This is a genomic window from Halobacterium salinarum DSM 3754 (assembly GCF_008124605.1).
In the GTDB taxonomy this organism is placed as follows: domain Archaea; phylum Halobacteriota; class Halobacteria; order Halobacteriales; family Halobacteriaceae; genus Halobacterium; species Halobacterium salinarum.
The window spans coordinates 22,921-44,503 of the sequence record NZ_VRYN01000002.1; the positions used below are offsets into that span (position 1 = coordinate 22,921).

19 protein-coding genes and 2 tRNA genes are annotated in these 21,583 nt (G+C 69.6%); 12 read left to right on the forward strand and 9 right to left on the reverse strand.

Annotation, left to right across the window (positions count from 1 at the left end; genetic code table 11):
- The first annotated feature begins 55 nt into the window (after positions 1-55).
- A complete protein-coding gene (gene htr4, locus APQ99_RS05155) occupies positions 56-2,392 on the forward strand; it encodes a chemotaxis signal transducer protein Htr4 (protein ID WP_136361143.1) in 2,337 nt (778 codons plus the stop codon).
- A 25-nt stretch (positions 2,393-2,417) separates the two neighbouring features.
- Here htr4 and APQ99_RS05160 read toward each other — a convergent pair whose 3' ends face one another.
- Positions 2,418-3,230 (reverse strand): HD domain-containing protein, encoded by an 813-nt coding sequence (locus tag APQ99_RS05160; RefSeq protein WP_136361142.1) that lies wholly within the window; start codon positions 3,228-3,230, stop codon positions 2,418-2,420.
- A 206-nt stretch (positions 3,231-3,436) separates the two neighbouring features.
- Here APQ99_RS05160 and APQ99_RS05165 point away from each other — a divergent pair, with 206 nt between their 5' ends.
- Complete coding sequence (locus APQ99_RS05165) at positions 3,437-3,727, forward strand: twin-arginine translocase TatA/TatE family subunit (protein ID WP_136361141.1); 291 nt, start codon at positions 3,437-3,439, stop codon at positions 3,725-3,727.
- 39 nt (positions 3,728-3,766) lie between these two features.
- A tRNA-Arg gene (locus tag APQ99_RS05170) sits at positions 3,767-3,839 on the forward strand.
- A 142-nt stretch (positions 3,840-3,981) separates the two neighbouring features.
- Here the strand turns inward: APQ99_RS05170 and APQ99_RS05175 are convergent.
- The 5 genes from APQ99_RS05175 to APQ99_RS05195 form a co-directional block, all read right to left on the reverse strand.
- Positions 3,982-4,578 (reverse strand): ABC transporter permease, encoded by a 597-nt coding sequence (locus tag APQ99_RS05175; protein ID WP_136361140.1) that lies wholly within the window; start codon positions 4,576-4,578, stop codon positions 3,982-3,984.
- On the reverse strand, positions 4,575-5,276 hold the full coding sequence (locus APQ99_RS05180) for an ABC transporter ATP-binding protein (protein ID WP_136361139.1): 702 nt from the start codon (positions 5,274-5,276) through the stop codon (positions 4,575-4,577). The genes APQ99_RS05175 and APQ99_RS05180 overlap by 4 nt, the downstream gene beginning before the upstream one ends.
- Before the next feature lie 63 nt (positions 5,277-5,339).
- Positions 5,340-6,608: a DUF7405 family protein gene (locus APQ99_RS05185; RefSeq protein ID WP_136361138.1), complete on the reverse strand. Its 1,269-nt coding sequence runs from the start codon at positions 6,606-6,608 to the stop codon at positions 5,340-5,342.
- 59 nt (positions 6,609-6,667) lie between these two features.
- Positions 6,668-7,885 carry a trans-sulfuration enzyme family protein gene (locus APQ99_RS05190; RefSeq protein ID WP_010902556.1) on the reverse strand — a complete coding sequence of 406 codons (1,218 nt, stop codon included), beginning with the start codon at positions 7,883-7,885 and terminating at the stop codon, positions 6,668-6,670.
- A gap of 134 nt (positions 7,886-8,019) precedes the next feature.
- Positions 8,020-8,493 carry a plastocyanin/azurin family copper-binding protein gene (locus tag APQ99_RS05195; RefSeq protein WP_010902555.1) on the reverse strand — a complete coding sequence of 158 codons (474 nt, stop codon included), beginning with the start codon at positions 8,491-8,493 and terminating at the stop codon, positions 8,020-8,022.
- Between the two features lie 404 nt (positions 8,494-8,897).
- Between APQ99_RS05195 and APQ99_RS05200 the strand changes: the two genes are divergently transcribed.
- Together APQ99_RS05200 and htr6 are read left to right on the forward strand one after the other, a co-directional pair.
- Positions 8,898-10,037, forward strand: coding sequence for a BMP family lipoprotein (locus tag APQ99_RS05200; RefSeq protein ID WP_136361137.1), 1,140 nt, complete (start codon positions 8,898-8,900; stop codon positions 10,035-10,037).
- On the forward strand, positions 10,034-12,403 hold the full coding sequence (gene htr6, locus APQ99_RS05205) for a chemotaxis signal transducer protein Htr6 (protein WP_136361136.1): 2,370 nt from the start codon (positions 10,034-10,036) through the stop codon (positions 12,401-12,403). Before APQ99_RS05200 ends, htr6 begins: the two co-directional genes overlap by 4 nt.
- A gap of 290 nt (positions 12,404-12,693) precedes the next feature.
- Here htr6 and APQ99_RS05210 read toward each other — a convergent pair.
- Positions 12,694-12,765 (reverse strand) — tRNA-Ala (locus APQ99_RS05210).
- 224 nt (positions 12,766-12,989) lie between these two features.
- Between APQ99_RS05210 and APQ99_RS05215 the strand changes: the two genes are divergently transcribed.
- From APQ99_RS05215 to APQ99_RS05230, 4 genes are read left to right on the forward strand one after another with little or no spacing between them, the layout of a single operon-like run.
- The gene (locus APQ99_RS05215; protein ID WP_010902552.1) at positions 12,990-13,457 is read left to right on the forward strand and encodes a 30S ribosomal protein S15; all 468 of its coding nucleotides are present in this window, start codon (positions 12,990-12,992) and stop codon (positions 13,455-13,457) included.
- A 4-nt stretch (positions 13,458-13,461) separates the two neighbouring features.
- Positions 13,462-14,565 (forward strand): hypothetical protein, encoded by a 1,104-nt coding sequence (locus APQ99_RS05220; protein WP_010902551.1) that lies wholly within the window; start codon positions 13,462-13,464, stop codon positions 14,563-14,565.
- A complete protein-coding gene (locus APQ99_RS05225) occupies positions 14,562-14,807 on the forward strand; it encodes a KEOPS complex subunit Pcc1 (RefSeq protein WP_012289224.1) in 246 nt (81 codons plus the stop codon). The genes APQ99_RS05220 and APQ99_RS05225 overlap by 4 nt, the downstream gene beginning before the upstream one ends.
- Positions 14,804-15,424: a 30S ribosomal protein S3ae gene (locus tag APQ99_RS05230; protein ID WP_136361135.1), complete on the forward strand. Its 621-nt coding sequence runs from the start codon at positions 14,804-14,806 to the stop codon at positions 15,422-15,424. The genes APQ99_RS05225 and APQ99_RS05230 overlap by 4 nt, the downstream gene beginning before the upstream one ends.
- A gap of 60 nt (positions 15,425-15,484) precedes the next feature.
- Here the strand turns inward: APQ99_RS05230 and APQ99_RS05235 are convergent, their stop codons facing one another.
- On the reverse strand, positions 15,485-15,934 hold the full coding sequence (locus APQ99_RS05235; protein ID WP_136361134.1) for a cupredoxin domain-containing protein: 450 nt from the start codon (positions 15,932-15,934) through the stop codon (positions 15,485-15,487).
- Positions 15,935-16,030: 96 nt separating this feature from the next.
- Here APQ99_RS05235 and APQ99_RS05240 point away from each other — a divergent pair, with 96 nt between their 5' ends.
- The 3 genes from APQ99_RS05240 to APQ99_RS05250 are packed head-to-tail and all read left to right on the forward strand — an operon-like array spanning position 16,031 to position 19,639.
- A complete protein-coding gene (locus APQ99_RS05240) occupies positions 16,031-16,708 on the forward strand; it encodes a protein sorting system archaetidylserine synthase (protein WP_136361133.1) in 678 nt (225 codons plus the stop codon).
- A 52-nt stretch (positions 16,709-16,760) separates the two neighbouring features.
- A complete protein-coding gene (locus APQ99_RS05245; RefSeq protein WP_136361132.1) occupies positions 16,761-18,062 on the forward strand; it encodes a HEAT repeat domain-containing protein in 1,302 nt (433 codons plus the stop codon).
- Between the two features lie 32 nt (positions 18,063-18,094).
- Positions 18,095-19,639: a phospholipase D-like domain-containing protein gene (locus tag APQ99_RS05250; RefSeq protein ID WP_244289014.1), complete on the forward strand. Its 1,545-nt coding sequence runs from the start codon at positions 18,095-18,097 to the stop codon at positions 19,637-19,639.
- On the opposite strand, the gene APQ99_RS05255 is transcribed toward APQ99_RS05250, so the two are convergent.
- On the reverse strand, positions 19,636-21,528 hold the full coding sequence (locus APQ99_RS05255) for a DHH family phosphoesterase (protein ID WP_012289222.1): 1,893 nt from the start codon (positions 21,526-21,528) through the stop codon (positions 19,636-19,638). The two genes, APQ99_RS05250 and APQ99_RS05255, sit on opposite strands and share 4 nt — an antisense overlap.
- Positions 21,529-21,583 lie beyond the last annotated feature (55 nt).

Here is a 21,583-nt window from a genome sequence, read left to right on the forward strand (position 1 = left end):
GGCGTGAGACTCCTGGGTGTGGTTTTATATACGAGACGCGTTTGACCGGAGAGTAATGTCGATACGATCGTTTGCGCATCGAATACTGCGGCGGGCGCTGCCCGGGTTCGTTCGCCGGAGCTATCTCGCGAAGTTCGGTGTCGCGCTTCTCGCGGTGGTCGTCTGTATCAGCGCCGCGGGCGGCGTGATGTATCTGAACACCTCCGAACACCTCCAACAGAGCTCGCGGACCGAACTCAAGAAGGCCGCCGAGCTCAGCTCGTCGGCGGTGGATAACTGGCACGACGAACGCACGAACAACGCCAGGATGCTCGCTCAGTACGGCGTCTTTGACAACGACAACGTCACCGAGGTCCAGCAGTTCTTCACCGACGAGCAACACCACCTGCCAAGCGACGTGCGTGACATCCACTACGTGAGCCTGACCGACGCCCGGATCATCACGAGCACCGACTCGGGGCTTCGAAACGCGTCCTTTGGCTCCGAGGCGGCCCCGTGGAGCCGCCAGCAGCTCACCCCGGGCGACGACGGCGTGTTCGTCTCCCAGCCGTACGTGAACGACGGGATCACGGAGGTCGCGTACGTCGCACGCGTCTCCAGCACCCCGGGCCGGCGCACCGCGGTCGTGATGACGGCGAGTCTGGCGGCGATCTCGTCGAGCTTCTGGGATCCGACGCCCCACAGCTTCACGCAGCTCGTCGACGGCACCGGTTCGGTGATCGCCGACGACAGCAAGCGCGCCACCCGGCAACCGTACGTCGAAAACGCCACGTCGCCGATCGTCGGGGCGAGGGCTGTTGGCTTCCAGCCGGCGGCCCAGGCGGTCAAAGAGATGGACCAGGCCCACGAGACCGCGTACGCACCCGTCGACGGCACCCCGTGGGTGGTGACCCTGCACGTGCCGACCAGCGAAGCCTACGGCCTCGCGTCGAACATGGCGGAGAACGTGTTGCTGATCTTGGGGATCGCGCTTGCTGGCCTGGTGTTCATCGCGCTCACGCTCGGTCGCGGCACCGTGCGCGCGCTGAACGACCTAGAGGCGAAGGCCGCCGCCCTGGAGCGCGGCGAGTACGACACGGACCTGGACGTCGCCCGTGTGGACGAGTTGGGGCGGCTGTTCGAGGCGTTCGCTAGCCTCCGGGACACCGTTCAGGCGCGGATTCGGGACGCCAACGGGCAACAGGCGGACGCGGAGGCGGCGCGGTCGGAAGCCGAGGCCGCACAGGCCGACGCGGAAGCCGCGCAAGCCGAGGCGGAGGCCGCACGCGAGGAGTCCGAGGCGCAGGCGCGCCGCCTGGAGACGACCGCCGAGGCGTTCTCGGAGACGATGCGTGCGTACGCCGCCGGCGACCTGACGGTGCGCCTGGATGCGGACGTCGAGCAGGCGGCGATGGCGGACATCGCGGCGGCGTTCAACGAGATGGCGGCGGACATGGAGGCGACGATCGCGGACGTGGTGGCGTTCGCCGACGAGGTCGCGACCGCCAGCACCGACGCCTCCGACAGCGCGGCAGCCGTCGAGCAGACCGGCCGCGACGTCTCCGACGCCGTCGGTCGGATCCGCGACCGGGCGGCCGACCAGCGCGACCAACTGGAAGCCGTGGCCAGCGAAACCGACGAGATGTCGGCCACCATCGAGGAGGTCGCGGCGAGCGCCGACCAGGTCGCGGAAACCTCCCAGCGCGCGGCCGCGCTGGGCGACGACGGCCAGGCGGCGGCACAGGACGCGGTCGCGCAACTCGAAGAGATCGAGGACGAGACGCAGGCGGCGGCGACCGCGGTCGACGACTTGGAGGCGAAGATGAGCGAGATCGAGACGATCGTAGCGGCGATCACGGACATCGCCGAGCAGACGAACATGCTGGCGCTGAACGCCAACATCGAGGCCGCCCGCGCCGACCAGGACGGTGACGGCTTCGCCGTGGTCGCCGACGAGGTCAAGGACCTCGCCGACGAGTCGAAGGCGTCGGCCGCCGAAATCGAGGCGCTCGTCGCGGAGGTGCGCGCACAGACCGAGACCAGCGTGGCGGCGATGGACCGCATCCAGGAGCGGGTTTCCGACGGCGTCGAAACCGTCTCGGAGACCGAACGGTCGCTGTCGGAGATCGCCGGCCGGATCGCGGAGGCGGACACGGGCGTCCAGGAGATCTCGAACGCGATGGACGACCAGGCGGCGTCGGTGTCGGACGTCACGACCGCAGTGGGTGACGTGGCGGCGCTGGGCGAGGAGACGGCGACGGAGGCCGAATCGACGGCCGACGCGGCGGCCGAGCAGGCAACGACGCTCTCTGACGTGGCGGCCCAAACGGAGACGTTGGCCGAGCACGCGGTCGCCCTGCGCGAGCACGCCGCCCAGTTCGAAGTGGCCGCCGACAACGAGCGCGCGGAGTGACTCGGCGGGACGCTCAGGCAGCCGCCTACAGCTCGATGCGTTCGACGAGCGCGTCGCCCTCGCCCGTCGAGTTCAACGCGACGATGCGCACGTCGTCTTCGATGCCCGAGCGGTGGAGTTTCTCCTTCAGGAGGTTGTCCACCTGGTAGACGCCGGCGGCGTTCTGCATCTCGATCTCCACGAGCACCGGCGCGTCGTCGCCCTCCTGGAGGGCGACCCGGCTGATCGCCTGGCTGGACAGCGTGTTGATGCCGCGGCCGCCGCGCTCGTAGGGCAACCGCGACCGGCCGTGCTCCATGTCGAGGCCGTCGGCAACCCGGATGACACCGGCCTCGGTCGTCAACGGGGTTTCTTCGGTGTGGTGGCAGAGGATCGCGTGCAGCACCTCGCCTTTCACCCGGACGGCGTCGGCGGGGTCGTAGAACTCCGGCAGGATGCGGTCCAGGACGTCCGCGGCCAGCGGGATCGAGTAGTAGGCGTGGTCGTCGCGGTGGACGACGTGCCCGATGTCGTGGAGCGTGGCCGCCAGCGCCACGATCACCGGCTCGTCGGCTTCCGACAGCCCCTGGTCGGTGGCCCCGTTGAACGGGACGCCGCCGCGCTTCAGGAGGGCGTACAGCCGCAGCGCGCGGTTGCGCACGATCTCGATGTGTTTCGCGCCGTGGTCGTTGTACCCCTTCCGGGTGACCGGGTTGACGTTCTGGGCGGTGAGGTACGCCGTCACCGCCTCGTCGTCGAGCACGTACTCCAGAACATCGTTCAGGCGACCGTCCGGGAACGCGTGGGACTGCGCCGGATCGTACGCTCGCGTCGGATTCGATTGGTCGGGCTGTGTCATCTCCGGCAACGTTGGATGGCTGCCAGGAAAAAGCCGGCGGGGGAATCGGGTGCAGACGCCGGGGGCCGGAGCCACCGACATCCCACGCAAGGAGAACACCACCAGCCGGGGTGGGTTGCGCGCATCCGGGGCCGAATCGGCCCGTGACCACCCGCCTGGAGCGAGCATAAAGCCTATAGTCAAGAGATGGGTATCCGTAGGTAGAGATGCTCACCAGCACCCCACTGTTCATTGGTGGCTTTCCCGGCGGGATGGAGTTAGCGGTCGTCCTGCTCATCGCCATTCTGCTGTTCGGGGCGAACAAGATCCCGAAGCTCGCCCGCTCCAGCGGCGAGGCGATCGGCGAGTTCCAGAAGGGCCGCGAGGAAGTCGAACAGGAGCTCCAGGAGATCAAATCCGAGTCCGCGCCCGACGCGAGCGCGGACGCCACCGCTGACACGACCAGCGACACGACCACGGACGCGACCAGCAGCGCCGACGACACGGCGACCAACTAACGCAACTGATTTTCGCCGTGGGACCCACGCCGGACGTGTGGGCGTGTGGCCAAGCGGACACGGCGAGAGGTTCCTAACCTCTAGATCGCGGGTTCGAGTCCCGCCACGCCCGTGCAGCGAGGAGCGAAGCGACGGGCCAACCGGCATGACCGGATTCGAAGCACGCGGGACGCGCACCTCGGGGTCACGTCCCGCCACGCCCGGTTCTTCGAGTACGCGCTGACCGGTGCCGAAGTCGAGTTCCGGAGCCGCGCTTAGGTCGCTCGGAACGCGGTGGCGGGGTCGGTGCGTGCGGCGCGCCATGCCGGATACAGGCCGGCGACCGCACCGAGAAGCGCCCCGGCGGCGACGGCACCGCTGCCCCACTCCACGAGCACCACGGTAGGCACCCCGGCGGAGGCGGTGACAGCGGCTGTGGCGAGCGCGCCACCCACAACGCCGCCGACACCCCCGAGGCCGCCGCAGAGCGCGGCCTCCACGACGAACAGGTGCGCGATGTCAGCGGGCTGCGCGCCCGCGGCCCGCATGACCGCGATCTCGGGGGCGCGCTCGACGGCCGCCACGAGCATGACGGCGGTGATCGCGACCGCACCCACGCCGGCCCCGAGGACGGCCACCATGGCTGCGAGCACGCCGCCAGGGACACCCCAGACACGGGCGAGTGGAACGTCGGCGGGCGACCCCGCGCCGAGCCAGTGGACGCCGAGCGTGGTGTCGAAGCCCGCCGCCACCCCTACGAGCGTGAGCGCCGTGCCCGTGCTGGCTGCGACGCCGAGCGCCGCCAGCCCCGATCGGCGCGGGTGGCCGCGGATCGCGCGCAGCCCCATGCGAACGCTCTCGAACTGGTTCATGCCGTGTCACCGTCGGGATGCCGGATGGCGCCGTCGTGGAGCGCGAGCCGGCGGTCAGCGTGGTCGGCGACGCGCGCGGTGTGCGTCGCGACGAGCACCGTGGTGTCGGCGTCCTGTTGGTCGGTGATCGCGGCCATGATCTCGCGGCCAGCGTCGGCGTCGAGCGCCGCGGCGGGCTCGTCGACGAGCACCACCGCGGGGTCGGCGACCAGTGCGCGCGCGAGTGCCACCCGGTGGCGGTGGACGCCCGACAGCGTCGCGGCTGGCCGGGTGGCGTGGCTGGCCGGGAGGCCGGCCCGCTCTAGGGCAGTGGTGGCGCGTCGCCTGCGCTGTCGGCCCGGCACCCCCTGGAACAACAGCGGGAGGGCGGCGTTTTCGACGGCACTGCGCCGCGGCAACACGGTGGTGCCCGGGAACACCACGCCGATGGTTTCGGCGCGGAAGTCGGTCCGCGCTGTCGGGTCAAGCTGGGTGACATCGGTGCCGTCGACGACCACGCGGCCGCTCGTGGGGGCGGCCAGGCAGCCCAGGACCGCCAGCAGTGTGGATGCGCCACAGCCCCGCGGCCCGACGACGGCGGTGTACGAGCCACGCGGGAGGCGGAGGGACACGTCGCGGAGGGCGTGGACTGGCTGGCCGCCGCGCTGGTAGGTCTTGTGGACGGCGTCGAGTGCGACCGCTGGGGCGACCTCGCTCATCGGCGGTCACCCGGGCTGCGGTCGGCGCTGGCGTGGGTGCGTCGGGGCACGATCGGGGCGTGATTACGCGTCCGGCTTCGGGAGCGCGCGCTTGGGGCGGGGCGGCACCAGGAAGTTCCCGCGGTTGGTGACCGAGAGGTACTGTCGGATGCCGTTGTTCGCCGTGCGGCCGACGGCGCTGTCCGCGGTGACATCAGCGCCGTTCATCGCCTCGCGCGTGCGGACGAAGTCGCTGATCGCTGACTGCAGCGCGAGGAAGTGCACGCCGGCCTGTCCGCCGTCCGTGGAGTCGAAATCGCGGCGGAGGATGATCGGGCGGCCGTCCTCGCGGACGACCTGGAGCTTCTGGCCGTGGCCAACCATGCCGTCCTCGCGGGCGGACTCCGCCGGCGCCGGTGAGCCGTCCAGTCCGGGGGCAGCACCGAGGTTCTCGCCCGTGCCTTCGATGCGGTCGTCGGCGGCGTGGGCGGGACAGAACATCTTGGCCTCGCGGTCCTCGCGGTCGTCCTGGCCGTACCACTGCTGGAGGTTGAGCGTGATGTGGGAGACGTGCTGGGTGGTGCCGCCCGCGAACGGACCGTCGTCGATCGTGACGCGGTCTTCGGTGGCCTGACTCCCTTCGAAGTCGGATTTGAACCCCATGTAGAGGGGGGCGTCCTCGGAAACGGGGGCGTCCTCGGGAACGCCGCCGGTGTCCTGGTTGTCCGCGGGGAGTCCGGCACCGACGAACCCGGTCCGGCGGTCGACCACGTCGAACACCGACGTGAGCGTGGCGTCGATCGGCTCGTCGTTCGCGGCGTCGCGGTCGCCGCGGAGCGCCGCCTCGGCTTCGAGCACCGCGTCGGCACGGTCGCTTGCGAGATGGAGGATCGCGTCGGGCTCGTCGAGCGTGGGGGATTCGAGTTCCGAAAGCGCGCGCGGGCGGGGCAGATCAACCCCCGTCGGAGTGGCGTCCAGCGCGTCGAAGTACGCCGGCGAGTAGCCGATGGTGAACAACAGCCCTTCGTTCGACCATTCGTAGGCGCGTTCGAGCGCGGTGAGTGCAGCCGTGACTGCCCTGCGGTCGGCGTCGGTGGTGGCCGCTGGGCCGGCAGGAAGTGACAAGTGCAGCAGGACGTGGTGGCGGGGTGGCAACACGTTCCCGGCGTCGTCGCGTGCGGCGTGGTCGTTCCACGCGTGCTGTCGCGTGGGGAGCGTGGTCGGGTCGGCAACGCCCCCGGGGATCGGGTCGTCGGTGCGTCCGAGGCACGCCGACAGCGCGCTCGCGCCGCCGATGGCGACGGCGGCTTTCAGGAACTCGCGCCGCGGGACGCCACGCTGGTCGGAGTTCATACGTCCCGTAGGGGCTGGCGGAGTTAATGGATTCTGGTCGCCGGGGTGGCACGGCGGCGTTAGGCTGTCGGGGTGGTCGATCGGACCGCCTCGAAGCCGCGGTCGAGATCCGCGATGAGGTCCTCGATGGCTTCGATGCCGACGGACACGCGGATCAGCGAATCCGTGATGCCCATGGCTTCGCGGTCGGGCTTCGGGATGGGTTCGTGGGTCATGCCCGCGGGGAGTTCCACCAGTGATTCGACGCCGCCGACGCTGACCGCGAGGTTGAACTCGTCGAGCGCGTCGAGGAAGCGCTTGGCGTCGGCGAGGTCGCCGTCGAGTTCGAACGAGAGGATGCCACCGTAGCCGGACTGCTGGGCGTCCGCGAGGTCGTGTTGCGGGTGGGAGTCGAGGCCGGGGTAGTGAACCGCGGTCACGCGGTCGTGGTCGGCGAGGTATTCGGCGATGGCGAGGGCGTTGGCCTCGTGGTCGCGCATCCGCGGGGCAAGGGTTTTGATGCCGCGCAACACGAGGTAGGCGTCGAACGGCGCGAGCATGTTCCCGAGGCCGACCTGCTGGAGGAACTCGACGCTGTCGGCGAGCGCGTCGTTGTTGGTGACGAGTGCGCCGCCGACGGCGTCGCTGTGGCCGTTGAGGTATTTCGTCGTGGAGTGGGCAACGACGTCCGCGCCGAGCGCCAGGGGCTGTTGGAAGTAGGGGCTGAGGAAGGTGTTGTCGACACCGAACAGGACGCCGGCGTCGTCGGTGATGTCGGCGATGGCGGCGATGTCACAGAGCTTGATGCGTGGGTTTGTGGGGGTCTCCATCCAGACGAAGGCGGTTTCGGGACGGATCGCGTCGGCGACGGCGTCCGGGTCGGTGGCGTCCACGAACGAGACGGCGACACCGAGGTTCCCCTCGAAGAGGGTTTCGAGCATGCGCCGTGTGCCGGCGTAGAGGTCGTCGAAGGCGACGACGTGATCGCCGGGTTCGACGGCGGCGAAGGCGGCGGTGGCGATGGCGGCGGTGCCGGAGCCAAACGCGAAGCCGTGGTCGCCGCCTTCGAGGGCTGCGAGGCGCCGTTCGAGGGCGTGTCTGGTCGGATTGTTGAGGCGCGAGTACAGGAACTGCCCGTCGTCGGGGTCGACGCCCTCCAGGCTGAGGTCGGTGTCCAACTCCTGGACGGCGTACGTCGAGGCGAGGTGGATGGGCGAGACGACATCGCCGTGGCGCGTCTCGCGCGGTGATTCGCCGTGGCTGACGGCGAGGGTTTCGAACGCAGGTGTGTCGTCCATACGGGGTGGTTCGGACTACACGGCAAAAACGTTTCGAACAGTTGATAATTATCCGGCGGCGATGTATTACCCCCAAGAATATCAGGTGGGAAGCAACCCGCACCGCGGTGCGTCACCCGGCCGAGCGGGCTGGCTTACTCCTCGACGACGACGGTTCCGATCATGCCAGATGCGACGTGTGGCATGCAGACGTAGGTGTACTCGCCGGCCGTCTCGAACGTGTGTTCGAGGGTCTCACCGGCGTCGACAACCGCGAACTGGTTCCCGTCTTTGTCCATGGTTCCGAACCCGGATGCGCCATCGGGGATCGAGATCTTGTCGTGCATGTCCGGCCACGCGCTCACGTTGTGACTGGACTCCTCGAACTCCCACGTGACCGTGTCCCCGACGGAGACGGTGAGCTCCGACGGCTCGAACTTGAACCCGCCATCGGGTGCGACCGCGATCGTGTTCCCACCGCTCTGGCTGGCCTCCTCGCCGCCGCCGGCCTCGTTTCCGGTGGCCTCCTCGCCGCTCTCGGAGTCGCTCTCATCGTCGCCGGTGTCGCCGCCACCGGAACAGCCAGCGAGAAGGGTCGCAGTCACCGCTGCGCCGGTAGACTTCAGCATTGTTCGACGGTCAAGTCGGGTGTCACGAGACATCACTACCGACTCAGGACTGGGCACGTTTAAGAAGCGCCACTTCTGCGTGATCCTGGGAGTGGGGCACAGATACAAATCCCGTTTATCCGTGCCGCCCGGCGACCGGCGGCCCGCCGCGGGACGGACGCCGATCACGCAACTGCCCGACCGGACAGCCGGACGACAGAAACCCCACAGAACGTCCCTCGAACCGGCACCTTCATATACCAACTGTGCGTCTCGGTCGCTTCGCGCCCAGTTTTCGACCACACTAAATCGTGGTTTTTCGACAGTTCCAGCTGGTTTCCGGCCCTGTGACGACGTTATCACTCGCGAGAAGCTGGCCCCGACGTTTTTACCAGCGGCTTTTGCTTACTCTGATAGAGGACACCGTGCCCACGCCACACCTCACGAGACGACAACTGCTTGCGGGTGCCAGCACAGCGACCGTCGCCGCGGTCACCGGCTGCCTGGGACGGCGCGGCGGTGGTGAATCGACCGGTGGCGGTGGCGCACCCGCCGAGCAAGCGCGGGCCACCGACGACGCCCCAGCCACCGTCGGAATGGTGTACGCGCTGGGCGGCCTGGACGACCGGTCGTTCAACGACGCGGCGAACCGGGGTGCCCAGCGCGCCCGGCTCGACCACGGGATCGCGTACACGAACCACGAACCCGACAGCATCGCCGAACTCGGGGAGACACAGGCGACGCTCGCCGCGTCGTCGAACCCGGCGTACGATCTGGTCTGCTGTGTCGGGTTCCGGCAAGCCGACGGGCTCGAGAGCGCCGCCGCGGCTGCCCCCGACCAGCAGTTCATGATCGTCGACACCGCCGTCGACGCGTCGAACGTCGCGAGCTACGTCTTCGAAGAGCAGATCGGCTCGTTCCAGGCGGGCCGCCTCGCGGCCCTCCTGACGACACGGGACATCGACGCCGGCGGCGGTGCCACGAACCCGGACGCACGCACGGTGGGGTTCGTCGGCGGGGTCGACGAGCCGCTCACGCACGGGTTCCACGCCGGATTCCAGGCGGGAGTGACACACACCGCCTCCGACATCGACGTGCTCGCGGCGTACATCGGCGACTTCGAGGACGTCGAGGCGGCGCGGACCGCCGCCGCAGCCATGTACGACGCCGGCGCTGACATCGTCTACCACGCCGCCGGCGGTGCCGGCGTGGGCGTGTTGCAGGCCGCCCAGGCCAACGGCCGGTACGCCATCGGCGTCGACTCCGACCAGTCGCGCAGCAATCCACGGTACGCCGACGTCGTCCTCGCGAGCATGGTCAAACGCATCGACACGGCGGTCTACGACGCCATCGAAGCGACCATCGACGGCGACCTGCCGGCGGGCGACGTGGTGTCGCTCGGCCTGGCGACCAACGGGGTCAGCGTCCAATACGGCACCCAGTTGGGGCCGGCGATCCCCGACGCCGTCACGGACGCACTCGGGGAGACACGCGAGGCGCTCGTCGCGGGAGACATCACGGTGCCGACCGAGCGCCCGCAGTCCGCCGGCGGTGGTGGCGTATGAGCGACGGCATCACTGGCGCACTCCGGAACGCCGCCAGTGTCGTCGCGCCTGACGCCATCAGACGCCGGTTCGGCGCGAAGTTCGCCGTCGCGTTCATCGTCGTGTTGGTGGTCATCGCGGGGGCCGGCGTGTTCGCGTTCCAGTCGACGGAGACGACCGTCGAGCACCAGACCACCCGCCAGCTGGCCGAATCCAATCAGCTGGAGGCCGACGCCATCGGGGCCTGGATGGAGCAACAACGGACGCACGCGCGGTCGGTGTCACAGGACGAGGCGCTACGCGACGACCGCCGCGCGGCCCCCTACATCCTGCTCAAAGACCAGTTGCTGCCCGCGGACGTGGTAAGCATGCATCTCGTCAACGAGACGCGGGGAACGGTGGTCGCGAGCACGGAGCTGGCCATCGAGGGCCGGTCGCTCGCAGAACTCGACGCGCCCTGGACGACCGCAGCCGTCCCCGAGGGCCCGGGCAACGACAGTGCGGTGTGGGCGACCGAGCAGTCGTACCGCTCCCCCGTGCTCAACGACGAGCCGGTGATGGCGTTCGCCAGCTCGGTGCCGAAACGCGAGGGCGCACACCTCGTGGTGGTGACCCGCATCCAGCCCCAGGTCGACCGGCTCTCGGACGCGAACTCGACGCGCCGCACCACGATCCTGAACACCGACGACGAGCCCGTACTGGATTCCAACAGTCGATTCGATGCCGGCGCGCTGACCGACAGCATCGCGGCCGTTCGGAACGACACCACGGCGGCCACAACGACGGTGTCGAACGGCCGCGTGTACGCGCTTTCGGCGACGCCACACACCGACTGGGTGACCGTGACGAGCGTCGACACCGGGGAGGCGTTCGCGGTCAGAGACACCGTCGGCCAGACGGTGACCGTGCTGGTGGTGCTTGCAGTCATCTCGCTGGCGATCGTCGGGGTTGCGCTCGGCCGCCACACGGTCACGCCGCTGAAGCGGCTCCGGAACCGCGCCCAGGACATCGAATCCGGGACCTTCGACGTCGACCTCTCGACGCGGCGCATCGACGAAGTCGGACGCCTCTACGGGAGCTTCGACGACATGCGTGTGTCACTCCAGGACCGCATCCAGGAGGCCGAAGCCGCCGTCGAGGAAGCCAACGCAGCGAAAGCCGAAGCCGAGGAGCTGCGCACCGACGCCGAGGACGCCCAGGCGGAGGCCGAGCGCGCGAAGGCAACGGCGGAAGCCGCCAGCGAACGCCTCCAGGAGCGGGCGGCCGACTACAGCGAGGTCATGCAGGCGGTCGCGGACGGCGACCTCACCGAGCGCCTCGACGAGGACGCCGACGAGGAGGCGATGCGGGCGGTCGCCACCGAGTTCAACGCGATGCTCGACGGCCTGGAGGCCACCATCGCCCAGGTCGCGGGGTTCGCCGACGAGGTCGCCGACGAAACCCTGCAGGTCGCCACCGGCGCCGAGGAGATCGAGACGACCAGCCAGACCGTCAGCGAACGCATCCAGGAGATCGCCGACGGCGCCATCCAGCAACACGACGACCTCGAACGCGCGGCCGGCGAGATGGACGAGCTGTCCGCCAGCATCCAGGAGGTCGCGGCGTCCTCCGCGACAGTCGCGGAAACGGCTGCCGACGCCGTCGAGCGCGGCGAAGCCGGCCGCGACGCCGCGGAGTCAGCCATCGACGACATGGCCGAGATAGAGTCACTGTCCGCCGACGCCGTCGATCAGATCCTCGCGCTCCAGGAGCGCATGTCGGACATCGGTGACATCATCGAGTTCATCACGGACATCGCCGAGCAGACGAACATGCTGGCGTTGAACGCCAACATCGAGGCCGCCCGCGCCGACAAGGACGGCGACGGCTTCGCCGTGGTTGCCAACGAGGTCAAGGATCTCGCCGAGGAGACCAAGCAAGCCGCCGCCGATATCGAATCCGAGATCCAGGCTGTGCAGGCCGAGACCGACGAGACGGTGGCGGACATCCGCGCCACCAGCGAGCACATCGACGACGGCGTGTCGACGGTCGAGCGGGCCGCAGCCGCCATCGAGGACACCGTCGACGCGATCGAGGACGCCAACCACGGCATCCAGGAGATCTCGGACGCCACCGAGGACCAGGCCGACGCCACCCAAAGCGTGGTGCGGCGCGTCGACGACGTGGCCGACATCAGCCAGCACGTCACCGAGGACGCCGAGCAGGTGTCGGCCGCCGCCGAAGAGCAGTCCGCGTCGGTTGCGGAGATCGCGCGCAGCGCCGACGACCTCCGCGATCGCGCCGACGCACTGGCCACGACGGTCAACCAGTTCGAGACCCGCGATGACGCCGACGAGCCCGATGCTGACACCACGGTGGACGCGTCCGCCGACGACACCGGCGACTGAACCCCCGGGTCGCGGCACGCGGTGGCACGCGTGAGAGGAACACAACGGGCCGTTCGCCGGGTTGTGATCTGGACTGAGAGAGGGAAGCAACAGTGGGGGGCGCGAGCCGGAGACGGTGATAGCGCGCTGTCCCACCCGCCACCGAAAGGACGGCAAGCAGCTCAGATGGCGCTGACCCACACGGTCCTGTTGCACTCGCTTCCGTGCGGGCGTTGCCCCAAACGCGACGAACGCGTCTCACGGAACGTACCGTGCGGTGTCGGGAACTGAGGACAGCGAAGGAACGGGAGTGGACTCGTCGGGATTTGAACCCGAGGCCTTCCCCGTGCCAGGGGGATGATCTACCACTGATCTACGAGCCCGCGAACGCATCCATTCGTTGCCGGGGGTCGTTGATAAACCCCGCGATTCGAGCGCCTCGGCGGGATGGAAACGTTTTACCAGGCGGACCGTCTCCGACGGTGTAGGGAACGCACGGCCGTAGATCCGACACGCCCGCCGGTTGGTGGGCTTGGGACTGCGGTAGTGTCGCGGCACCAGCTGGTGCCGGCAGCGTCTCGTGTTGTTCCAATCCAGATCGTAAACAATGGCACGAATGCACACACGCCGTCGCGGGTCCAGCGGTTCGGATCGCCCGACGGCAGACGAACCGCCGGAGTGGAGTGACGTAGATGAGGACGCCATCGAGGAGCGCGTCGTGGAGCTCGCCGAGCAGGGCCACGACCCCTCCCAGATCGGCTTGAAGCTGCGCGACGAGGGCGTGCAGGGCACGCCGGTGCCGGACGTGAAGCTGGCGACCGGCAAGAAGGTCACCGAGATCCTCGAAGCTCACGACGCCGAGCCGGAGCTGCCCGAGGACTTCCGGAACCTCCTGGAGAAGGCGGTCCGGCTCCACGAGCACGTGGAAGCCAACGGCCAGGACCACCAGAACAAGCGCGCGCTGCAGAACACGCAGTCGAAGATCCGCCGCCTCGCTGACTACTACCGCGGGGACAAACTCGACGAGGAGTTCGCGTACTCCTACGAGACGGCGCGCGAGATCATCGAGGAGTAACGGCATGGCGACGACGGGACGCAGCAGCAACGACAGCGACGGCGTGCGGGACGTCGCTGGCGTGGTGTCCGGTGCGGAGTTCGTCCGCGTGACAGCGGCGCCGACCGGCGGATGCGTTGTGGCCGCGGGACTGCTTGCCGGCGTCTGTGACGAGGTGGGCGTGCCCTCTCAGGTGCGCGTGGTATCCGAGCCACCGTCGCACAGCGGCGCTGCTGACGGTTCGCAGGCAGCCACGCCGACTGCGTCCCACGTGACCGTGGGCTGTGAGGCGGTGGCTGCCGACGCCTCCGTGACCGGCGTTGCGGACGCGTTCGCGCTCGCTCGCGAGGTCGGGACCCACCCGGATCCCGTCGTCACCGCTGCGGGCGCGGTCGCGGACGGCGTCGAGCCGCCCGCCGACGTGCGGGCGGCAGCCGAGGCGTGGACGCGCCGCCCGGGCGTCGGCGTTCCGACGGCCGACCTGGCCGCCGGGCTGGCGCATTCGACGCTCGTACACGCGTCGTTTTCCGGCGACGAGCAGGCAGCCGGGGCGTTCCTCGCCGAGCTCGGGCTCCCACCGGAGCCCGACGCGGCGGCGCGCCGACGGCTCGCGTCGGCGGTGGCCTTGGACGCCACCGCTGATGCGCCGCCGTGCGCCGCTGACGCGGTCCACGACGCGCTGCGTCCGCGCGCCACCCCGGACGGGATGATGGCGACCGTCGAGGGGTACGCCGACGTGTTGAACGCGGTAGCGTGGGCAGCGCCCGGACACGGGGTCGCCCTGGGGCTCGGCGTTGCCGACCGCACCGCGGTGCTGGCGGCGTGGCAGGCACACGCAGCGCCGTCGCATGCGGCCGTCCGTGCGGCGTCGCTGGCGCGCCACCGCGGCGTCGTGGTTGCGGACGTCCCCACGGCCAGCCCGACCGTTGCACGGCTGCTCCGCGACTATCGGGCCACGGAGCCGGCAGTGCTTGCGGTGGGCACGGAGACCGCTGCGCTCGCGACGACCGATGCCGACGCGCACGCCGTACTGCCGGGCAGTGTCGGGACCCGTCGGCGCGCCGTCACCACGCTCGGGGACAGCAGCGACGCGGACGCAGTGATCGAGACCGTGCGGGGTGGACTGTGACGCGCACGGCGACGATCCGCACCGCCGTCGACACCCCGGCGTTGGTCGCTGCCTGCGTGCGCCCCGACAACACCGCGGAGATGACCACCACGGTCGACGACACCGGCGACACCGTCGTGACGCGCATCGAGCGCGCGGACACCGCAGGCATGCAGTCCACCGTCGACGACTACGTCGTGAACCTCACCGTTGCGGCGACGGTTGCACAGACAGCAAACCAACACACCACACATCAATCATGAGCGAACGTTCAGTTTCCAAGCAGGACCAGGAGAAGCGGTGGTACACCGTGCTCGCGCCCGAGGAGTTCGACCGCGCGGAGCTCGGTGAGACCCTGGCAGAGGAGCCAGATCAAGTATACGACCGAACCATTCAGGCCGCACTGTCGGACATCCGGGACGGCGGTGACAACAACATCAAGCTGACCTTCCAGATCGACGACGTGGGCAGCGACAGCGCGTCCACGCAGTTCGTGCAGGCCGAGCTGACGCGGGACTACCAGCGCAGCCTCGTGCGCCGCGGGTCGTCGAAGGTCGCAGTGACGGTCACGGTGTTGACGACCGACGACTACCGCGTGCGCATCCAGCCGGTGGCGTACACCACCAAGCAGGCCGACCAGAGCCAGCAGCACGCGATCCGGCGGACGATGATCGACCTCGTGGAGGAGGCCGGCGAGGAGCGCACCTTCGAGGCGCTTTTGAACTCCATCATCGAGGGACGGCTGTCGTCGGCGATCTACGACGAGGCGAACACGATCTACCCGCTTCGCCGCGTGGAAGTCGAGAAGGCGACCCTGGAAGCCCACCCCGAGGAGGTCCACGAGGAAGAGGAGACGGCAGTGGACTTCAGCGGCGAGTAACTCGCGGTCGCCGATCACACACACCTGGTTTTTTCGCGCGTCGACGCGTCGCCCAAGCGTTCAGTCGTCGACGATGAGTTTCCCGCGCATGCCGGCACCCTCGTGGGGGATGCAGAAGTAGTAGTACTCACCGGGAACAGTGAGCGTGACCTCGTAGGTGGCGCCGGGTGAGATGTTGCCGCCGCCCTCGACGTTGTCCTGCCAGGCGCGCCTGGCGTCCGGCTCAGTGTCGAAGCCGCCGGACGCGAAGTACGACGCCCCCTCGGGCAGTCCGCTCCCATAGGCGGTGACGGTGTGGTTCCGGGAGCCCGTGTTCGCCCACGTGACCGTGTCACCGGCGGTCAGCTGGTGGGTGGCCATGTCTTCGTCCTCGACGGGCTCCTGTGGGACGAACCCGTTCGACACCATGCCGATGTCGTAGTCGGACTTCGAGACCGATGGGCCGATGCAGCCAGCCAACACGCCCACTGAAAGGGTGGTTCCGCCGGCGAGAAACGCCCGACGATGCATGTCACATGGTTGGGCTGTGGCGTATTTATTTGCCGCGGTCGCGGGTGGGTCGCGGATGTAAACACGTAAGGACGGGCCACGTGTTTGGCGAGTCGTATGCAACCGCGCTTCGTCGGTCGGTTAGGGGTGGCCGACGCCGTGACCACGGCGAACGCGGCGCTGGGGTTTCTCGCGGTCGTCACGGCACCCAGCAACCCCCGGCTCGCCGCCCGGATCGTGCTGGTGGCGGCGATCGCCGACGGCCTCGATGGGGTTGTGGCGCGCCGCCTCGGCTCGACGCCGGCGGGCAAACACCTCGATTCGCTTGCCGACGTGGCGTCGTTCGGCGTTGCGCCGGCGTGCATCGTGGTCGCCGCCACGGGGAACACCTGGCAGGCGGGGGCACCGGTGGGGATCGGGGCGCTCGTCGTCGGGGCGGGGTTCGTCGCCAGCGCGGTCGTCCGGCTGGGCCTGTACACGGCCTACGACACCGGCCACGAGCACACGGAGGGCGTGCAGACAACGCTTGCCGCCACGCTGTTGGCGGCGGGCGTGCTCGCGGGCGTCGAGCAGCCGACGGTCATCGTTGGGGCTGCGGGGGTGCTGGCTGTGTTGATGGTGTCGACGATCGAGTACCCAGATCTGTTGGTTCGGGACGCGCTCGCGATGGGCGTCGTGCAGGCGGGCGCGGTGGTTGCGCCGGCGGCGCTGGCGGGCGCGTTCCCGAAGGCGTTGCTCGGGTGGGCGGGCGCGTACCTGGTGTTCGCACCGCGGTTCTACTGGCGAGCGGCGTAGCCAGCGCCCCCGAAGGGAAACGCTCATAGGCGCGCTGGCGGAACGCACGTGTATGAGCGACGGGGACGAGGAACCCGCGGAGACGACCGAGGAGGCCGGTGAGGCGGCGGACACGACTGCCGTTGATCCGGACACGCTTGAGTCCCGGCTGGACGACGCCGAGGCGGCGCTTGAGGCGGCCAGCACCGAGTCCGACCTCGACGACATCGAGGCCAGCCTCGACGCTGTCGCGGCCGACATCGAGGCCGCCGAGCTCCCCGAACCGGACGACGACGACGAGGAGAGCCGCGAAGCGGCACTCACCGATCACCTCGCCGAGGTTCGCGACGGTGTCGACGACCAGCGCGGCCCGTACACCAGCGACGCCGCCGAGACCGTCGACGCCGCGCAGTCCACGATCGCGGAGACGCGGTGGACCGACCAGGGCGAAGACGACCTCGCGGCCGTCGTCGCCCAGTTCCGTGAGGCGGCCGGCGACGCCCTGGGGGAGACGTTCGACGAGACCGGTGATCTCGGTGCCGACCTTGCGGCGGTCAGTGAGCGGATCTCGGCGGCGGGGTTGGACGCCGACGCGGACGCGGACACCATCGAATCCCTGGTCGCGGCCACCGACAGCCTGGACGAGGGCGTCGCGGACGCCCAGGAGTGGGACGACCTCTCAGTCCGCCAGAAGCTCCGCGCGGAGGGGTATTATGAGGTGATGGGTGACAAGCACAAGGACTTCCCGCCGGAGTGGACCGCCCTCAAGCAGTGGGAGCAACGCGGGAACGTCGAGATGATCCTGCTGTGCATGGAGCATTTGGACGACTCGGAGTTCATGCAGCGCCACTGTCTGGACGCGCTGTTGCACGTCGCGAAGCCGGCGGCACTCGACGCGGTCGGGCAACTGGCTGCCCGCCGGGACCCGAAAGCCATCGAGGTCGTGGGGAAGATCGGCGTCGAAGACGGCCTCGAACACATCGAGGAGTACGTGGCTGAGGACGGCAGCCCGAACCTCAGGACGACCGCGCTGAAGGCGGTCGGGGAGATCGGCAGTCGTGAGTCCACGCAGGTCGTCGCCGACCAGCTCGTCGCCGAGCGGGCCGACGTTCGCAGCCAGGCCGCCCGCGCGCTCGGACTGATCGGCGACACGCGCGCGATCGCGCCCCTCGTGGACATCCTGGAGAGCGACGACTCCGAGACGGTGCGGGCGTCGGCGGCCTGGGCGCTCGTCCAGATCGGCACCGAGGCCGCGCTGGAGGCGGCCGCCGAGTACGCCGACGACCGGGCGTACGTCGTCGAGCAGGAAGCCACGAAGGCCGTGACCGCGCTTGACCATCGTGACGCTGCCGACGCTTCGACGGGGAGCGCGTAAGTTCAAGTAGGGACGCGCGGCCAGCAGGGCGTGTGTTCGCTCGATTGGCCGTGGCCGCGCTGCTCGCATCGACGACCATTGTGGGAGTGGCACCGAACCCGGCCAGCGACGGCGACGCCGGCGAGTTCGTGGTCGTCTCCTTCGGGACGCCCACGAACACGACCGGGTGGACGATCACCGACAGCCACCACCGCGCCGCGTTCCCGAACCGGACGCTCTCCGGAACCGTGGCGGTCTCAACCGCGCCGGCCACGACGAGGTCCCGGACGCCCCATCCGGTCGTCGAGGTGACCGGGTCGTTGTCGCTGTCGAACGCCGGCGACCGGGTCACGATCCGCACGCGACACAACCGGACCGTCGACGCGCTGTCGTACGGGCGTGCGCCCACGGCGGAGCGCTGGGACGGCGACACGTGGACGCCGCTGGGGGCGACGGATTTCCCGCCGGTCACCGCGACGAACGTCTCGCTGTCGGCGTTCGTGCTCCCCGACGACCCCGGGCAGCCGGTGGCCGCGATCGCCGACGCCGACCGGCGGCTCTACCTGGCCGGCTACACGATCACGTCGACGCGCGTCACGGACGCGCTGGTGGCCGCCGCGAACGCCGGCGTGGACGTGCGGGTGCTCGTCGGCGGCAGCGTCGCCGGTGGCGTGCCCCGCGCCGAGATCACCCAGGCAGACCGGCTCAGTGCGGCGGGGGTAGACGTGCGCGTGCTTGGGGGTGAGCGCGCCCGCTATCGGTTCCACCACGCCAAGTACGTGGTCGCCGACGACCGCGCGGTCGTGCTCTCGGAGAACTGGAAGCCGTCCGGGAGCGGCGGCCACGCCAACCGCGGGTGGGGCGTGTCGGTGGCCGACGCTCGGCTGGCCGCCCACCTCGCGGCCGTGTTCCGCGCCGACACCGGGTGGCCGGACGCACGGCCGTGGGCGGCGGCTCGGGACACCCTCACCGCCCGGAACCGGTCCGTGGCCTCCGGCGAGTTCGCCACCCGGTTCCCGCCGGTCACGACCCAGGCTGACCGCGCGGTGGTGCACGTTGCACCGGACAACGCCCGCCAGGGCGTGCACGCGCTGCTCGACAACGCCACCGAGTCGGTGGTCGTCGAGCAGCCGCGCCTCGATCCACACGGCGAGTTCACGACCGCGCTCGTTGACGCGGCCAAGCGTGGGGTCCGGGTGCGCGTGCTGCTGTCGGGGCGGTGGTACAACGAAGCCCAGAACCGCAACACGACCCGGCGACTGAACGCTGTTGCTGACGCCCACGAGCTGGATCTGGCGGCGGCGATCGTCGAGCCGCGGTCGCGCTTCGAGAAGGTGCACGTGAAGGGCGCGGTCGTCGACGGCGAGCGCGCGGTCGTCGGCAGCCTGAACTGGAACACGCAGGCCGCCACGAAGAACCGGGAGGTGGTCGTGGTGATCGACGATCCCGCCGTCGCAACGTACTACGGGCGGGCGTTTCGCGCCGACTGGCGGGGCGGCGCGTGGCGGCTCCCGGTCGGCGTCGCGGTGGCGTGTTGTGTCGCCGTCACTGCCGGCCTGCTCGCGGCGGCCGCCCGCATCGAATTCGAGGCGGGTTAGCGCTGTGGGGCGCTCCGGAGGTCGGCGTCGAGTTCGGCGTCGGCCATCTTCTCGATGAGCGCGTCCAGCACCGCATCACGCATCCCGGGGACGAACCGGATCGAGCCGACGACCAGGTGGCCGCCGCCGGAGACGCCGGCCCCGGGGAGTTCGGCGTTGAGTTCTTCGACCATCGTGGGGATGTCCAGGCGCACCCCGTCCGACCGGAGCACCGCGAAGTCCGGGCCGTAGCCGATGGTGATCACCGGCTCCCCGGTTTCCTCGACCTTGCGGTCGTGGATCTCGCCGGTTGTTTTCCCCGGCGCGGGGTACGTAAAGCGGTGGGCGTGGTTCTCCACGTCGATCCGGTAGAGGTTCGCGCCGCTGGCGACGCGCTCGTGTTCGACGTGGCTCCGCGTGGCGTCCAGTTGCTCGGCGACGGCTTCGCTGGCGAGCCGGTCGAGGAACGGCACGAGTTCGCGGTGGCGCTGCGCGTCGCCGTCCACGTTCAGGATGTCCGCGATGACCTGGGTGCCGTGGTCGTACCGGAGCATGTACGCCTCGTAATCGAGGGCCTCGCTCATCTGCTGGAGGAACGACTCGTCGTAGCCGGCGTCCCGGGCGAGGTCCAAGTAGTCGGTCATGGCGTCGGCCTTCGAGCGGTCCGAGAGGCCGGCAACCGCGGGCACGTGTTCGAGGTCGCTCGTGATCCCGGGGTAGATCATGCGCGCGAGCTCCACACACAGCATCCCGGTGGTGATGCGGTAGTCCTCGCCGTGCAGGTAGGGGTTGACGTGTTCGTCGACCAGCGGGTCGACGGCCCCCGGATCGGGGTGGTGGTGGTCGACGACGACGATCGGGATGTCGTAGTTGTCCAGGGTCTTGTATGCGGGTGTGTCCTCTTCGGTGCTGCCGTTGTCAAGCATCAACAACAGCGGGAGCTTCTGGCCGTGGCGGGCGCGATCCTCCAGCGCGAAGTTGAGGTCGCGGGTGGCGTCCTCCATCTCGTAGTAGGGGGCCTTGCTGGGGAGGCGCTTGAGGAGGTGGCGGGCGGCGTCCTCGTCCTGGTGGGTGTCCTCGATGAACTGCCGGAGGGCGTACTGCACCGGGAGGCTGGCGCACATGCCGTCGCCGTCTGCGTGGTGGCGCATCCGGATGGGACGGCCCTCCAAGACCGCGCGGCGGAGTGTCCGCGCGACCGACCGGAGGTCCGGCAGGAGCTGTTCGAGCGCCGGCCAGTCGACGAGCGCGTCGACATCGACGGGGTCTGCTTGTTCGGCCAGCGCCGCGTCGAGGCGGCGCGCGACGTCGGCGCTGTCGCCGCCCGACAGCACCTCGAAAGCGTCCACTTCGAGTTGGGTGGTTCCCTCGCGGTCGTCGGCGTCGCCGCTGACGTGGACGATGTCGCCGACCTCGACGCCGGGGTGGGCGCGCACGCCGGCGTCCTCGAAGGCGGTGCAGGGGATGGCGCTGGTTTCGTCGCGCACCCGGAACACCGTGGGGCCGGCGGTCTGCTTGATCTGGACGACCTCGCCCTCGATGTGGACGGTGTCTCCGATCCGGGACCCGACGGCGTCGGCGGTGGTGCGCTCGTAGGCGTGGCTGCGCTGTTCGGTCCGGTACTCCTCGGGGTCGACGAACTCGAAGCTCAGGTCGCCGTTGTCGCGGACGGCCGACAGGTGCACGATCACGTCGTCGTCGACCGCCAGGTCGGGATCGCCGGAGTACGTCGATTCGTGGATCAGTCCGGAGACGTGCTCGGAGAGGTCGACGAACGCGCCGTACTCCACGACACCGTTGACGGTGGCGTGGTAGTATTCGCCGGCTTCGACCTCCTGGGTGGTGCAGGAGGCGTCGAGACGGACGACGGTTGGCGCAGCGGCCTCATCGCCCACAGTGGCGTCAGTCATCTTGTCTAGGGATTGGCGGCGGCAGTTTTAACTCCTGCGAGGTTCGGCCTCGGCT